The organism is Streptomyces graminilatus, assembly GCF_001418565.1.
Taxonomy (GTDB): domain Bacteria; phylum Actinomycetota; class Actinomycetes; order Streptomycetales; family Streptomycetaceae; genus Streptomyces; species Streptomyces graminilatus.
Genome location: NZ_LIQQ01000152.1, coordinates 1 through 14959, shown reverse-complemented (window position 1 = coordinate 14959; position 14959 = coordinate 1). Strand labels below are relative to the sequence as shown.

13 protein-coding genes, 1 tRNA gene and 2 pseudogenes are annotated in these 14959 nt (G+C 69.7%); 11 read left to right on the top strand and 5 right to left on the bottom strand.

The features are described 5' to 3' along the window. Positions 1 to 43: 43 nt before the first annotated feature. Positions 44 to 289, bottom strand: coding sequence for an exodeoxyribonuclease VII small subunit (locus tag AOK08_RS15010; RefSeq protein ID WP_055526059.1), 246 nt, complete (start codon positions 287 to 289; stop codon positions 44 to 46). Between the two features lie 9 nt (positions 290 to 298). Next, positions 299 to 1507, bottom strand: coding sequence for an exodeoxyribonuclease VII large subunit (gene xseA, locus AOK08_RS15005; RefSeq protein ID WP_055526058.1), 1209 nt, complete (start codon positions 1505 to 1507; stop codon positions 299 to 301). A gap of 150 nt (positions 1508 to 1657) precedes the next feature. On the opposite strand from xseA, the gene AOK08_RS15000 reads away from it, so the two are divergent. Beyond that, positions 1658 to 2692: a 4-hydroxy-3-methylbut-2-enyl diphosphate reductase gene (locus tag AOK08_RS15000; protein WP_055526057.1), complete on the top strand. Its 1035-nt coding sequence runs from the start codon at positions 1658 to 1660 to the stop codon at positions 2690 to 2692. A 29-nt stretch (positions 2693 to 2721) separates the two neighbouring features. Then, a complete protein-coding gene (gene ppgK / locus AOK08_RS14995; RefSeq protein ID WP_055526056.1) occupies positions 2722 to 3468 on the top strand; it encodes a polyphosphate--glucose phosphotransferase in 747 nt (248 codons plus the stop codon). A gap of 88 nt (positions 3469 to 3556) precedes the next feature. Here the strand turns inward: ppgK and AOK08_RS14990 are convergent, their stop codons facing one another. Further along, the gene (locus tag AOK08_RS14990) at positions 3557 to 3949 is read right to left on the bottom strand and encodes a DUF6542 domain-containing protein (RefSeq protein WP_055526055.1); all 393 of its coding nucleotides are present in this window, start codon (positions 3947 to 3949) and stop codon (positions 3557 to 3559) included. 359 nt (positions 3950 to 4308) lie between these two features. Between AOK08_RS14990 and ychF the strand changes: the two genes are divergently transcribed. From ychF to AOK08_RS14960, 7 genes and pseudogenes are all read left to right on the top strand, one after another. After that, complete coding sequence (gene ychF / locus AOK08_RS14985) at positions 4309 to 5397, top strand: redox-regulated ATPase YchF (RefSeq protein ID WP_055526054.1); 1089 nt, start codon at positions 4309 to 4311, stop codon at positions 5395 to 5397. Between the two features lie 165 nt (positions 5398 to 5562). Then, the gene (locus AOK08_RS14980) at positions 5563 to 6699 is read left to right on the top strand and encodes a Fic family protein (protein ID WP_055526053.1); all 1137 of its coding nucleotides are present in this window, start codon (positions 5563 to 5565) and stop codon (positions 6697 to 6699) included. Positions 6700 to 7493: 794 nt separating this feature from the next. Then, complete coding sequence (locus AOK08_RS14975) at positions 7494 to 8903, top strand: alpha/beta fold hydrolase (protein WP_055526052.1); 1410 nt, start codon at positions 7494 to 7496, stop codon at positions 8901 to 8903. A gap of 196 nt (positions 8904 to 9099) precedes the next feature. Further along, positions 9100 to 9651: pseudogene (locus AOK08_RS47290) on the top strand (SDR family oxidoreductase); the annotation flags it as partial. A gap of 126 nt (positions 9652 to 9777) precedes the next feature. Continuing rightward, positions 9778 to 10989: pseudogene (gene aroA, locus AOK08_RS47285) on the top strand (3-phosphoshikimate 1-carboxyvinyltransferase); the annotation flags it as partial. Positions 10990 to 11005: 16 nt separating this feature from the next. Continuing rightward, positions 11006 to 12016 (top strand): ribosome small subunit-dependent GTPase A, encoded by a 1011-nt coding sequence (rsgA, locus tag AOK08_RS14965; RefSeq protein ID WP_055526051.1) that lies wholly within the window; start codon positions 11006 to 11008, stop codon positions 12014 to 12016. A 156-nt stretch (positions 12017 to 12172) separates the two neighbouring features. Beyond that, positions 12173 to 12496, top strand: coding sequence for a DMT family transporter (locus AOK08_RS14960; RefSeq protein ID WP_055526050.1), 324 nt, complete (start codon positions 12173 to 12175; stop codon positions 12494 to 12496). Between the two features lie 42 nt (positions 12497 to 12538). Here the strand turns inward: AOK08_RS14960 and AOK08_RS14955 are convergent, their stop codons facing one another. Continuing rightward, positions 12539 to 13171, bottom strand: a complete 633-nt coding sequence (locus AOK08_RS14955; protein WP_055526049.1) for a TetR/AcrR family transcriptional regulator — start codon at positions 13169 to 13171, stop codon at positions 12539 to 12541. Between the two features lie 215 nt (positions 13172 to 13386). On the opposite strand from AOK08_RS14955, the gene hisN reads away from it, so the two are divergent. Both hisN and AOK08_RS14945 read left to right on the top strand, forming a co-directional pair. Further along, complete coding sequence (gene hisN, locus AOK08_RS14950; RefSeq protein ID WP_055526048.1) at positions 13387 to 14187, top strand: histidinol-phosphatase; 801 nt, start codon at positions 13387 to 13389, stop codon at positions 14185 to 14187. A 114-nt stretch (positions 14188 to 14301) separates the two neighbouring features. After that, a complete protein-coding gene (locus tag AOK08_RS14945) occupies positions 14302 to 14694 on the top strand; it encodes a CBS domain-containing protein (protein ID WP_055526047.1) in 393 nt (130 codons plus the stop codon). Positions 14695 to 14746: 52 nt separating this feature from the next. On the opposite strand, the gene AOK08_RS14940 is transcribed toward AOK08_RS14945, so the two are convergent. Then, a tRNA-Met gene (locus AOK08_RS14940) sits at positions 14747 to 14820 on the bottom strand. Positions 14821 to 14959: the final 139 nt, after the last annotated feature.

Sequence of the window (14959 nt, the reverse complement as noted above, 5' to 3'; positions counted from 1 at the left end):
TCCCCGAACCCCTCCCCGGACGGCTCCCCGAACCACTCCCGAACTACTCCCCGGACGGCTCCCCGGGCCGTCCCTCGGACTGCTGCTCCCCGGCCAGGGCCGCGTCGAGCCGCTTGCGGGCCCCCTCCAGCCACTGCCGGCAGACCTTGGCCAGCTCCTCGCCGCGCTCCCAGAGGGCGAGGGACTCCTCCAGCGTCGTACCGCCGACCTCCAGTCGCCGTACGACGTCGATCAGCTCGTCCCGCGCCTGCTCGTAGCCGAGCGACTCACTCACATTGCTGCTGGTCATGCGCCCACCCTAGACATCGACTCGGACAGTGAACTCACCCTCGGCGACCCGCGCCCGCAACGCCTCGCCGGCCGCCACCTCGTCCGGATCCCGGACCACGTGGCCGTCGGCCCGCTGCAGCACCGCGTACCCGCGCCGCAGGGTCGAGGCGGGGGAGAGGCCCACCACGCGCGCGTGGGTGTGGGACAGCTCGGAGTCGGCGCGGTCGAGGAGATGCCCGAGGGTGCGCCGCGTCCGTTCGACGAGGGAGACGATGTGGTCGGCGCGCTCGTCGATCATCCGGTGTGGATCCTCCATGACGGGCCGCGCGAGGGCGTGCGCGAGCCCGCGCTCCTCCCGCTCGACGAAGGCGTGGACGGACCGCCGCGCCCGGTCGAGCAGCAGCCGCACCCGCTCGTACTCCTCGCCGACGTCCGGTACGACCTTCTTGGCGGCGTCGGTGGGGGTGGAGGCCCGCAGATCCGCCACATAGTCGAGCAGCGGATGGTCGGGCTCGTGCCCGATGGCGGAGACGACGGGCGTACGACAGTCGGCGACCGTACGGACGAGCTGCTCGTCGGAGAACGGCAGCAGATCCTCCACGCTCCCGCCGCCGCGGGCCACGACGATCACATCCACCTCGTCGAGGTCGTCCAGCTCCTTCACGGCCTGCACGACCTGCGCCACGGCGTGCACGCCCTGTACGGCGACATTGCGCACCTCGAAGCGGACGGCGGGCCAGCGGCGGCGGGCGTTCTCCAGGACGTCCCGCTCGGCGGCGGAGGCCCGCCCGCACACGAGTCCGACGAGGTGCGGCAGAAAGGGCAGCGACTTCTTCCGCTCGACGGCGAACAGCCCCTCGTTGCCCAGGGCCTTCTTCAACTGCTCCAGCCGGACGAGCAGTTCCCCGACCCCCACGGGCCGGATCTCGGTGGCCCGCAGCGACAACTGCCCCCGGGGCGCATACCACTCGGGCTTGGCGAGTACGACGACACGGGCGCCCTCGCTCACCACATCGGCGACGTCGTCGAACACCTGTCGGTAGCAGGTGACGCCGACGGAGATGTCGTGCGAGGGATCCCGCAACGTCAGAAACACCACGCCGGCACCGGGCCGCCGCGACAACTGGGTGATCTGCCCCTCGACCCACACGGCACCGAGCCGGTCGATCCACCCCCCGATGAGCCGCGACACCTCACCAACAGGCAGCGGAGCGTCAGCGGACGTGTTGAGAGCCATGCGCCGAGACTAACGGCCACCACTGACATCACCGGGCACCCTCCAGCCCGTCCGGCGATTGAGGACAAGGCCCGTTCAGGGCCGGAGGGGGGGCTGGGGGCACAGCCCCCAGGCACACGCGATCGTTGCGGCGCGCAGCGCGGCCTTACGATGGTTCACATGACCGCTTCGCCTGGCCGCCGTGTCCTGCTCGCCGCCCCCCGGGGCTACTGCGCGGGCGTGGACCGCGCCGTGATCGCCGTCGAAAAGGCCCTCGAACAGTACGGGGCCCCCATCTACGTCCGGCACGAGATCGTGCACAACAAATACGTCGTACAGACCCTTGAGAAGAAGGGCGCGATCTTCGTCGAGCGCACCGCGGAGGTCCCCGAGGGGTCCATCGTCATGTTCTCCGCGCACGGCGTCGCCCCGGTCGTGCACGAGGAGGCCGCCGCCGGCAAGCTCGCCACGATCGACGCGACCTGCCCCCTCGTCACCAAGGTCCACAAGGAAGCCGTCCGTTTCGCGGGCGAGGACTACGACATCCTCCTGATCGGTCACGAGGGCCACGAGGAGGTCATCGGCACCTCCGGCGAGGCCCCGGACCACATCACGCTGGTCGACGGCCCGAAGGATGTCGCGAAGGTCGAGGTCCGCGACCCGTCACGGGTCGTGTGGCTGTCCCAGACGACCCTCTCCGTGGACGAGACGATGGAGACCGTCGATGCCCTCAAGGAGAAGTTCCCGCAGCTCATCTCCCCGCCCAGCGACGACATCTGCTACGCCACCCAGAACCGCCAGCTCGCGGTGAAGCAGATGGGCGAGGAGGCGGAGCTGGTGATCGTCGTCGGCTCCAAGAACTCCTCGAACTCGGTGCGGCTGGTCGAGGTCGCGAAGCTCGCCGGCTCCCGCGAGGCGTACCTCGTGGACTTCGCCGACGAGATCGACGAGGCGTGGCTGGACGGCGTGTCGACCGTCGGTGTCACCTCGGGCGCGTCGGTGCCCGAGATCCTGGTCGAGCAGGTCCTGGAGTGGCTGTCGCAGCGCGGCTTCGAGGACGTGGAGCTGGTCAAGGCGGCCGAGGAGTCCATCACGTTCTCGCTGCCGAAGGAGCTGCGCCGCGATCTGCGGGCGGAGGCGGCACGGCTGGTGGCCGAGCGCACAGGCAGCGCTCACGCGGCCACCGCACCCCCCTCGGGCGAGTGACTGTCAGTCCTACGCCGTAACGTAGAGCCATGCACATCTTCGGCGTGGACATCGGCGGGTCAGGGATCAAGGGCGCCCCTGTGGATCTGGACAGGGGCGACCTCGCGGAGGAGCGTTTCAAGGTGCTGACCCCGCACCCGGCCACCCCGGACGCCGTGGCGGACGGCGTGAAGGAGGTCGTCGACCACTTCGGCTGGACGGGGCCGGTCGGCATCACCTTCCCTGGCGTGGTCACCGGCGGCGCGACGATCCGTACGGCGGCGAATGTCGACAAGGGCTGGATCGACAAGGACGCGCGCGCGTTGCTGAGCGACCGGCTGGGCGGCCTCCCGGTGACAGTGGTGAACGACGCGGACGCGGCGGGCGTCGCCGAGATGGAGTTCGGCGCGGGCCGCGACCGCAGAGGCACGGTCGCCCTTCTCACCTTCGGTACAGGCATCGGCAGTGCCCTCTTCGTCGAGGGCGTCCTGGTCCCGAACACGGAACTGGGCCACCTGGAACTCCAGGGCCACGACGCGGAGACCAGGGCGTCCACCAAGGCCAAGGACGACAACGAGCTGACGTGGGAGCACTGGGCCCACCGAGTGCAGAAGTACCTGGCCCATGTGGAGATGCTGTTCTCCCCGGAGCTGTTCATCATCGGCGGCGGAGTCAGCCGCAAGTCCGCCAAGTTCCTGCCGCTGATCGACGGCATAAAGGCGGAGATCGTCCCGGCACAGTTGCAGAACAACGCGGGGATCGTGGGCGCGGCGATGCGGGCATCGAAGGAGGCCTGACCTGGCGGGGGACGCGGTCCGGGCGGGCCGTGGAGCCGGCCAGGACATCGGGCCGGCCAGAGAACCGGCGCCGGCCACGCTCATACGCTCATACGGGCATGCGGGTCCGCCCGGGGCGCCGGTTCATCAGGCGGACCTTCCGCACGGTCGCGATGACACCCGCGACGAGCGTCCCCCCGTACAGCCACCCGGCCTCGGTGGCGAGCGCGGTCACGATGCCCATCAGGTGGGAGAAGACCCCGCCGTCACCGTCGGCCACGGGCAGCAGGCCCACGGTGAAGGCGATGGGTACGACGACGGGCGCGGTCACCAGGTCCGCGCCCCGCACCCAGGCCGCCGTCAGCACGCACACCGGCAGGAACAGCACCCCGTACGCCGTCAGGGACGCCCCGAACAGCAACTGGTCGAGACAGCCGAGCGCGAACATCACGGCGGAACAGAACAGCCCGCCGCCGAGACCGGTGAGCCGGGGATCGGGCATCCGCCGCAGAGCCCGCACGAAGGGCGGGGCGGACCGCCGGGCGGTGGCCGCCGGGCGCCGGGATCCGGCCGCCGGCCGCCCCGCGGCACGGGCGCCGCGACCGGGCCGGGCGGGGCCGGAGTGCGGGGGACGATGTCGGATCCTTTGTTGCTCCACTGGACCAACCTAGGGCGGCCCGTACGCGGAACAGCCCCTCAGACACGCCGGATACACGCCGAACAAGCGCCCATGACACGCCGACGGGGCGACCTTGGGCAGGCGTTCGATACGCCGCCGGTGGGGGGTCACGCCAGCCCGTAGACTGAGGGACCGTCTCCACCCTCCTCACCCCACCCTCCTCTCGTACGGGAAGTCGCAACGTGTCGCTCACGATCGGAATCGTCGGTCTGCCGAATGTCGGCAAGTCGACCATGTTCAACGCCCTGACCAAGAACGACGTGCTGGCGGCCAACTACCCGTTCGCCACGATCGAGCCGAACGTCGGCGTGGTCGGCGTCCCGGACGCGCGCCTCACGAAACTGGCCGAGATCTTCGGCTCCCAGAAGATCCTTCCGGCGACCGTCGACTTCGTCGACATCGCGGGCATCGTGAAGGGCGCCTCGGAGGGCGAGGGCCTGGGCAACAAGTTCCTCGCGAACATCCGTGAGTCGGACGCGATCTGCCAGGTCATCCGCGCCTTCCAGGACGAGAACGTCGTACACGTCGACGGCAGGGTCTCGCCGAAGGACGACATCGAGACGATCAACACCGAGCTGATCCTCGCCGACCTCCAGACGATCGAGAAGGTCCTGCCGCGTCTCCAGCGTGAGTCGCGCATCAAGAAGGACATCGGCCCGAAGGTCGCGGCGGTCGAGGCGGCGAAGGAGATCCTGGAGAAGGGCGACACCCTGTTCTCCGCGGGCATCGTCCAGGGCTCCGGCAACGAGGAACTCCTCCACGACCTGCACCTCCTCACCACCAAGCCGTTCCTCTACGTCTTCAACGTCGACGAGGACGAACTGGTCGACGAGGCCTTCAAGGCCGAGCAGCGCGCCCTGGTCGCCCCCGCCGAGGCGATCTTCCTCAACGCCAAGCTGGAGGCGGACCTCGCCGAGCTGGACGAGGAAGAGGCGATGGAGCTCCTGGAGTCGGTGGGCGTCGAGGAGCCCGGCATGGCGACCCTCGCCCGCGTCGGCTTCGACACCCTTGGCCTGCAGACCTATCTGACGGCCGGCCCCAAGGAATCCCGCGCCTGGACCATCAAGAAGGGCGCCACCGCCCCCGAGGCCGCCGGAGTCATCCACACGGACTTCCAGAAGGGCTTCATCAAGGCGGAGGTCATCTCCTTCGACGACCTGGTCGAAACAGGCTCGGTCGCCGAGGCCCGCGCCAAGGGCAAGGCGCGGATGGAGGGCAAGGAGTATGTGATGCAGGACGGGGATGTTGTGGAGTTCCGGTTCAACGTGTGATCGCCCGGTTATCACGCGCTAGTTCGATCGTTCGACGTGTGGCGTCGGGGGTTGAGTCCACTCGTGGACTCGGCCCCCTTCGTCGTTCTCCTGGAGGTTCGGCGCCGGACTGTCGATGCATGTTGACGCATTGACGTAATGTTTACGTCAATCTATGATGTGGTCATGCTTTTCCCCACGCCTGCTCTCAACGCCGAGGATCGGCGTGTTCTCGGTGAGATCGAAGGCCTTCGCCGCTCGTTGCGCCTACAGGTCCGGTCTGCTCCGACGAAGTGGACCGAAGGGCTGCGTAAATTCCTGACCGCGGATGCGGTGGCGGCGTCCAACTCGATCGAGGGCTTCAAGGTGTCCACGGTCGACGTCGAGGACCTTCTGGAGGGCGAGAAGGACGTCGACGTCTCTGAGGAGGATCGTGAGGAGACGCTCGCTTATCAGCGGATGATGAACTACATCCAGACGCTGCATGACGCCGCGGACTTCCGATACGGCAAGGAACTCCTCAACGCGCTCCACTGGATGCTGCAGGGACACCGGCACACTCCACGCAAGCCGGCCGGGCAGTGGCGGCGCGGCGCGGTGTACGTGACGGACGTTCGTGACCCCAGCATCGCGGCATACACGGCGCCGGACGCGGCCGATGTGCCCGCGTTGACGGGTGAGCTGGTCGAGTGGCTGAACGCGGACGATGGCAGCCACCCGTTGGTGCGGGCTGCCATGGCGCATCTGCATCTCGTTTCCATCCATCCGTGGGCGGACGGAAATGGCCGTATGTCCCGGTCCCTCCAAACACTCATGATCGCGCGAGAGGGAGAACTGGCACCCGAATTCTCCTCGATCGAGGCTTGGCTGGGGCGCCCCGGCAACACCTGGGAGTACTACCGCGAGTTGCAGCACCGGGGTGCCACCTACCGCCCCGACCAGGACGTATCCGACTGGGTCCGTTTCAACCTCACCGCGTACCACCAGCAGGCGCAGACCGTACGCAGCCGCCTCGATCGTTCGAGTCGGGTGTGGCTTCTGCTCGGTGAGTTCGCTGAGGTCCGAGGGCTTGAGGAGAGAGTGGTTTCCGCTCTGCATGACGTGGCGATGTCCGGGCGGGTGCGTCGCACACGCTACGAACGAGCGGAGGACCTGGGCCTCCAACGGGCCCAACGCGACCTGCGCGACCTGGTCGCGGCTGACGTCCTGACACCGGTCGGCCGAACCCGTGCCCGCTTCTACACTGCCGGGCCCGCCTTTCCGGAGCCGGCGCTGGAAGCGGCTCGGACGCCGCTTCCCCTGGAGGATCCGTACACGCGCTGAGGGCATTTCGCCGAGCGCGCCGCGCCATGGTACCGGCGCACCGCCTGCCTTCAAGGCCTGTTGGGCGGACCGTCGCACTGCCTTCGTGCCCCTCAAGAAGCTCTCTGTGTCTTTGCCGGGGCGGCGTTCCAGCCTGTGATCGTCTGTCGGGTTCTCCGGAGCGGGGAGGGCTCCCCACCGCGGGGTGCGGCAAGCGGTAAGGGGAGCCCTGGAGAGTTGACCGCCTAGGGCGCGTATCGGGTCGTACCTGCCTGTCGGCGAGTATGGCCCCTATCCCGAGCGGTTGCGGCAGCAGTTCGAGGGTGTGGTCTGGCGGTTCAAGACCGGTGGGCACGGAGAACTCGGTCAGAGTCAACCCCGCTTCCTGTCGTAAACGGCGAAGTTCCGGGCCGAATCGTAAAAATATGCCCACTGCCAACCTCCCTTTGAATAGCCGTCGTCGCGGACGCGGACGGCGAACACTTGCTGTGATGAGGCGGTTCCGCTTCGCATCCGAGTGCGAGATTGACACGAGGTCCGCCTTGGGGATCGGGGTTCGGCGGTGTTGCCTGTTGACTCTTCTGTTCTCTGTTGTTCTCCGCGTGTTCCTTGCCGTGACCGGAGTCGACCGCGATCGGGGCAAGTGATCGAGGGTGACGCGGGCCTCGGGCGCCGACTCCCCGACGCCTCATCAATGTTGTGCATTATCTTGACGGTCGCAAGAAAATAGCCCTACATTCCTCCACGTCTTCGTTCAGTGCACTGAGTACATGTTCGGTTCCGCTCCGTAGATCCCCCCCCACAAGGAGCCACCTATGCCTGTCGGCACTCGTTCTCGCGCTCGTCGTACCGGGGCGCGTAGCGCCCGGGTCTCCCTGGCCGGCCTGGCCGCGCTGGCCTCCGTGGCGCTCACGGGCGTTCCCTCGTCGGCTGCCCAGTCGGACGGCACTGTCAGAGGCCACCTCACCGGCACCCTCGCCGACGGCGCCACCTGGATCGCCGACGTCCCCGACGCCTGGAACGGCACCCTCGTGGTGTTCAGCCACGGGTTCGGGCCCCTCGTCGCGAGCAACGCGCCGAGTGAGGGCGTGCGTACCGCGCTGCTCGCCCGGGGCTATGCGCTGGCCGGGTCGTCGTACGATCCGAACGGTTCGATGTGGGCACTGAGCAGTGCCGCGCGCGACCAGTTCGCGACCGTCGACGCCGTCGCCGCGAAGATCGGCAAACCGTCCCGCACGCTGGCCGTCGGCAGTTCGATGGGTGGGCTCGTCAACGCGCAGTTGGCCCGGGACGGGGGCGGGCGTATCGACGGAGCGCTCGGTGAGTGCGGGCTGGTCGCCGGTGCCACCGACCTGGACAACTACCAACTGGACGCCGAGTACACGATCGCCCGGCTGCTGCTGCCCGGACGGGACGTGAAACTCGTACGGTTCGGCACCCAGGCCGAGGCCGCCGCCACCGCCGATCTGCTCACGAAGGCTGTCACCGCCGCTCAGGCCAACCCGCAGGGCCGCGCCCGGATCGCGCTCGCCGCCGCCTTCCTCAACCTGCCCGCCTGGGCGCCCGGGAAGGCCCGGCCCGCCCCGACCGACTGGGCCGGCCGGCAGGAGCAGCAGTACGCCTGGTTCGCGCAGGGCATCCTGTCGTTCGTCGAGGGCGGCCGGTACGCGATCGAGCAGGCCGTCGGCGGCAACAACTCCTGGAACCGGGGCGTCGATTACGCCCGTCTGCTCACCGATTCCGCCTACGAGCCCCAGGTGCGCGCCCTCTACCGGGCCGCCGGCCTCGATCTGGGCGCCGACCTGCGCACGCTCACCAAGGGCGCCACGATCACCGCCGATCCGGCCGCCGTCCGCACCGCACAGCGGACGTCCTCCGCCGGGCAGGGGCTCGCCGTACCGCTGCTCGACATCCACACCACCGCCGACAACCTGGTGCCGGTGGAACAGGAGGCACGTTTCGCCGCCCGGGTGCGTGCCTCGGGCGACGGCGCGCTGCTGCGGCAGGCCTACGTCGAGCGGCAGGGCCACTGCGCGTTCACCACCGCCGAGACCGTGGCCGCCCTGCACGCCCTCGAACACCGCGTCGAGACCGGCCGCTGGGACGACGTGGCCACCCCCGCAGCGCTCCAACGGGCCGCCACCGCACTCGGTCTGGACGGGGCGGCGTACGTCCCGTACAGCCCGGCGCCACTGACGGTCGGACGTGACGGGTCGGCGCGGTGAAGCCGGAAGCCGGAAGCCATAAGCCGGAGGCCGGATGACGTTCCGTACAGGATTCCGTTTCGGCCGTGTGGAGGTGTGCGCCTCCTCGGGACGCCGCTGTCCGTCTACGCTGCTCGCGGAGCGACTGAGCGACTGAGCGTGTTCTTCAGCGGGTTGGCGCAGTGAGCGGACAGTGGTCTACGGGAGGGCTGACCTCATGAGCAGGGTCTGGTTCATCACCGGTGCGAGCAGTGGCTTCGGGCGGGCCGTCGCCGAGGCGGCGGTCGCCTCCGGGGACGTGGTCGTCGGTGCCGCACGGCGGACGGGAGCACTGGACGGCTTTGTGGCCGCCCACCGCAAACAGGTCCAGGCCCTGCGCCTGGACGTCACCGACCTGGAAGCCGTCCAGACCGCCGTCGACGACGTCGTCGCGTGGCACGGACGGATCGACGTCCTCGTCAACAACGCGGGGCGTACGCACGTCGGCGCCGTCGAGGAGACCACCGACGCCGAACTGCGCGACCTGTTCGACCTGCACGTGTTCGGGCCCGCCGCGCTCGTCCGGGCGGTGCTGCCGCACATGCGGCAACGGGGCTCGGGCGCGATCGTGCAGATGAGCAGCGTGGGCGGGCAGCTCTCCACGCCGGGCTTCGGGGCGTACAGCGCGACGAAGTTCGCACTGGAGGGCATGTCCGAGGCGCTCGCGGTGGAGGTCCGGCCGTACGGGATCAAGGTGCTGATCGTCGAACCGGGGGCTTTCAGGACCCAGTTGTTCGACAGTGGCCGCGCGAGCGCCAGCCGGGATCTCGGCGTCTACGTCCGCACGGTGGGCGCGACCCGGCGGATGGTCGCCGAGGGCGACGGCACCCAGGCCGGCGACCCGGCGAAGGCGGCGGCCCTGATCCTCGCCGCCCTCGCCTCAGAGCCGGGCTGGCTGCGCCGCCCCCTCCGCTCCCGCGACACCCTCCTGATGGCGGGCGCCCTGCGCACGATGGGCGTAGGCATCGAGGAAGGCGTCGGCCCGGACGGCTCCGGCGAGGCCTGGCGCGTGATCCCCTCCGGCCTGCGCGGCCCCGCCACGGTCGACGTCGGCAACGCCGGCACGGTGATGCGCTTCCTGCCCCCGGTCGCCGCCCTCGCCGACGGCCCTGTCCGCTTCGACGGCGACCCGCGTTCGTACGAGCGTCCACTGCACGGCGTGATCGACGGCCTGCGCGCACTCGGCGCCCGTATCGACGACGACGGCCGGGGCGCGCTCCCCCTGACGGTGCACGGCGGCGGCGCCCTGGACGGCGGGCCGGTGTCGATCAACGCGTCCTCGTCCTCGCAGTTCGTGAGCGCCCTGCTCCTCTCCGCCCCGCGCTTCAACCAGGGCGTGGAGGTCCGCCACACCGGCGCGACCCTGCCCTCGCTCCCCCACATCCGGATGACGGTCGACATGCTGCGCGCGGTCGGCGCCCAGGTGGACACCCCGGAGTCGGGCGGCGAGCCGAACGTCTGGCGGGTCACGCCGGGCGCCCTGCTCGGCCGGGACCTGACCATCGAGCCGGACCTCTCCAACGCCCAGCCCTTCCTGGCGGCGGCCCTGGTGACCGGCGGCAAGGTGACGATCCCCGACTGGCCGGCCCGTACCACCCAGCCCGGTGACCGGCTCCGCGAGATCTTCACGGCGATGGGCGGCTCCTGCGAACTCACCGAGTACGGGCTGGAGTTCACCGGCTCGGGCGCCATCCACGGCATCGACGTGGACCTGAGCGAGGTCGGCGAGCTGACCCCGGGCATCGCGGCGGTCGCGGCCCTCGCCGACTCCCCCTCCACTCTCACCGGGGTGGCCCATCTGCGCCTCCACGAGACGGACCGCCTGGCGGCCCTGACCAAGGAGATCAACGAACTCGGCGGCGATGTGACCGAGACGGCCGACGGCCTGCACATCCGCCCGCGCCCCCTGCACGGCGGCACCTTCCACACGTACGAGGACCACCGTATGGCGACGGCCGGCGCGATCATCGGTCTGGCGGTGGAGGGCGTACGGATCGAGAACGTGGCGACGACGGCGAAGACCCTCCCGGACTTCCCCGATCTGTGGGCCGGAATGCTCGGGAACTGACGGGCGGACCGGAATCATGCGCCGCTACGGCAAGAACACCGACGAGGACGACATCCGCTCCCGCCCGAACCCCAAGGGCAACCGGCCTCGTACGAACATCCGCCCCAAGCACGAGGACGCGGCCGACGGCATGGTCCTCACCGTCGACCGGGGCCGGCTGACGGTCCTGGTCGACGACCGGGTCGTCATGGCGATGAAGGCCCGCGAACTGGGCCGCAAGGCCGCGGTGGTCGGCGACCACGTGTCCGTCATCGGCGACCTCTCCGGCAAGAAGGACACCCTGGCCCGCATCGTCCGCATCGGCGAGCGCACCTCGCTCCTGCGCCGCACAGCGGACGACGACGACCCGTACGAGCGGGTGGTCGTCGCCAACGCCGACCAACTGGCCATCGTGACGGCCCTGGCGGACCCCGAACCCCGCCCTCGCCTGATCGACCGCTGTCTGGTGGCGGCATACGCCGGCGGCCTGACCCCCCTCCTCGTCCTGACCAAGTCGGACCTGGCCCCGCCCGACAAGCTCCTGGAGCTGTACGGCGCCCTGGACATCCCGTACGTCGTCACGAGCCGTCAGGAGCTGGAGAGCGGGGCCGCCGTGGCCCGCGTACGCGAACAACTGGACGGCAAGATCACGGCGTTCGTGGGTCACTCCGGCGTAGGCAAGACAACCCTCGTCAACGCTCTCGTATCGAACGACCAGCGCCGCTCGACGGGCCACGTCAACGCGGTGACCGGCCGGGGCCGCCACACCACCACCTCCGCCCTCGCCCTTCCCCTCTCGGGCAACGCGGGCTGGGTGGTCGACACCCCGGGCGTACGTTCGTTCGGGCTGCACCATGTCGACCCGTCCCTCGTGATCCACGCGTTCCCCGACCTGGAACCGGGTACGGAGGGCTGCCCGCGCGCGTGCAGTCACGACGAGCCCGACTGCGCGCTGGACGAGTGGGTGGAAAAGGGGAACGCCGATCCGGCGCGGCTGTACTCCCTGCGCCGCCTGCTGTCGACAAGGGAGCGCACGGAAGGCGACTGACCTCCCCCTGACCTCCGCCCCCTGACCTCCGCGTTGTTTGGCCGGTGCGAGGGCCGGTAAGTGCATAATCGCACCGAGCCGAATCCGAGCGGGACGAAACAGACACAGCGGTCCATGTGGTCGAAGCAGTCGTAGCGGTACACGGGAGGACAAGACATGGCCTGGCTGCTGGTCGTTGTGGCGGGACTCCTGGAAACCGGCTTCGCGGTCTGCCTGAAGCTGTCCCACGGATTCACGCGCCTGTGGCCGACGGTCGCCTTCTGTGTCTTCGCGCTGGGCAGCTTCGGCCTGCTCACCCTCTCCCTGAAGAAGCTGGACGTGGGCCCGGCGTACGCGGTGTGGACGGGCATCGGCGCGGCGGGCACCGCGATCTACGGAATGATCTTCCTCGACGACCTGGTGTCCACCCTGAAGATCGTCTCGATCAGCTTCGTGATCATCGGCGTGATCGGCCTCCAGTTGTCGGGCTCCTCGCACTAGAACACGAAAGCCCGCGGAGCCGGAGTCGGTTCGACCCCGGAGTCAGTTCCACACAGCGGCGTCCGAGGGCTGCACGACACTCCGTACGAGGCCGGCGACACCGCCCTCCCCCGGGGGCGCGGCGACGCAGGACAGGGCGAGGCGGACGGCCAGTTCGCAACTGCGGGACATCTCGGCCACGGCCGACTTGGTCGCGCCCGCGCCGGCCAGCACGGTCACCGCGCGGTCCCGGACGAGGGCCAGCAGCTCGCCGGGGGCGGGCAGCGGTCCGTCGGCCCGTCGCTGCGCGGGCACCGTGGCGGAGGAGGGCACGGCGGACAGCGTCGGCGAGGGCAGCCGTTCGCTCCAGCAGCCGGTCAGCAGCGCCCGCAGGAGGACACTGCCGCGCGCGGCCGTCGCGGTCCACTCGGCCGCCGCGGTGAGCCGCTCCCGCGCACCGTCACCGGGGTCGGCGGGCCCGGTCAACGCCCGCTCGACGCCCGCGAGGTAGACGTCGGCCTCTCTGCGCACGAGGGCCCGGGCGAGCCCGTCCTTGCTGCCGAACTCGTTGTACAGCGTCTGCCGGGACAGTCCGGCCGCCGCCGCGACATCGACCATGCGCACCGCGGACCACGGACGACGCGCGAGCGCCGTACAAGCGGCATCCAGCAAGGAATCCCGCGCTCCAGGCATCATCCGCCTCCCAGGGGCGAGCGGCTCTGCGCCCAGGTTTGACGCGCACGGAGTCACTGTCAAGGGTGCGTGACAGCGCGGAGCGGCGCTTATCGGCCATCGCACCCCGGGCAGGACCGACGGCATGGACAGGACCGGACAGCGACTGGGACACAACGGGCCGTCCCGGCCACCGCCCCCGGTAGCCCGGCGGCGGCGGTGAAAGATACGGTTCGTCCATGCCCGACTATCTCGATGACCTGCGCCTTGCCCACGTCCTCGCGGACGCCGCCGACGCCACGACGATGGACCGGTTCAAGGCACTCGACCTCAAGGTCGAGACGAAGCCGGACATGACACCGGTCAGCGAGGCGGACAAGGCGGCCGAGGAACTGATCCGGGGTCAGTTGCAGCGGGCCCGTCCGCGCGACGCGATCCTCGGCGAGGAGTACGGCATCGAGGGCACCGGTCCCCGCCGCTGGGTGATCGACCCGATCGACGGCACCAAGAACTACGTGCGCGGGGTGCCCGTCTGGGCCACGCTGATCTCCCTGATGGAGGCGGGCGAGGGCGGCTTCCAGCCGGTGGTCGGCCTCGTCTCCGCACCCGCCCTGGGCCGCCGCTGGTGGGCGGCGAAGGGGCACGGCGCGTTCACCGGCCGCAGCCTCTCCTCGTCGTCCCGGCTGCACGTCTCGAACGTCTCGCAGATGTCGGACGCGTCGTTCGCGTACTCCTCGCTCAGCGGCTGGGAGGACCGCGGTGTGCTGGGCGGCTTCCTCGACCTGACCCGCGAGGTGTGGCGCACACGCGCGTACGGTGACTTCTGGCCGTACATGATGGTCGCCGAGGGCGCGATCGACATCTGTGCGGAGCCGGAGCTGTCGCTGTGGGACATGGCGGCCAACGCGATCATCGTCACGGAGGCCGGAGGCACGTTCACCGGCCTCGACGGCCGTCCGGGCCCGCACAGCGGTGACGCGGCGGCATCGAACGGCCACCTGCACGACGAGATGCTCGGATACCTCAACCAGCGTTACTGAGCACCCCCGCACGCCCTGTAACAGCCACACACGCCCCCTTGTTGACCCCCGCTTTACCTGCCACCCTAAAGCTACCCCCACTTGTGAACTTGTGAAACGGAGGTGGCTCCACCCATGCTCGTACGTGACGCCATGAGCACCGTGGTCCTCACCATCGGCCCCGATCACACACTTCGCCAGGCAGCGGCGCTGATGGCCGCGCGGCGCGTCGGCGCGGCGGTGGTCCTCGATCCGGACGCCGGCGGGATCGGCATCCTCACCGAACGCGACATCCTCAACTCCGTCGGCCTCGGCCAGAGCCCCGACAAGGAACGCACCCACGCCCACACCACCAACGACGTCGTTTTCGCCGCCCCGTCCTGGACCCTGGAGGAGGCCGCGTACGCGATGGCCCACGGCGGCTTCCGCCACCTCATCGTCCTGGACGGCGGCGAACCCATGGGCATCGTCTCGGTCCGCGACATCATCCGCTGCTGGGCCCCACTACGACAGCACGCACCAGCATGAAACACACCGAGGGCCGAAGTCCTATAACTAGGACTTCGGCCCTCGGCCAAAGTAGCGGGGACAGGATTTGAACCTGCGACCTCTGGGTTATGAGCCCAGCGAGCTACCGAGCTGCTCCACCCCGCGTCGGTAAACGCAACATTACGCCAGCCCAACCGACGAAGGCAAATCACCCCCCGGCACCCAAGTACGAGCCCCACCCACCTGTCTCGGCATGCCTTCCAGCGCGACCCCAGGCACCCCCCTCAGCCCGTCCGGCGCTTGA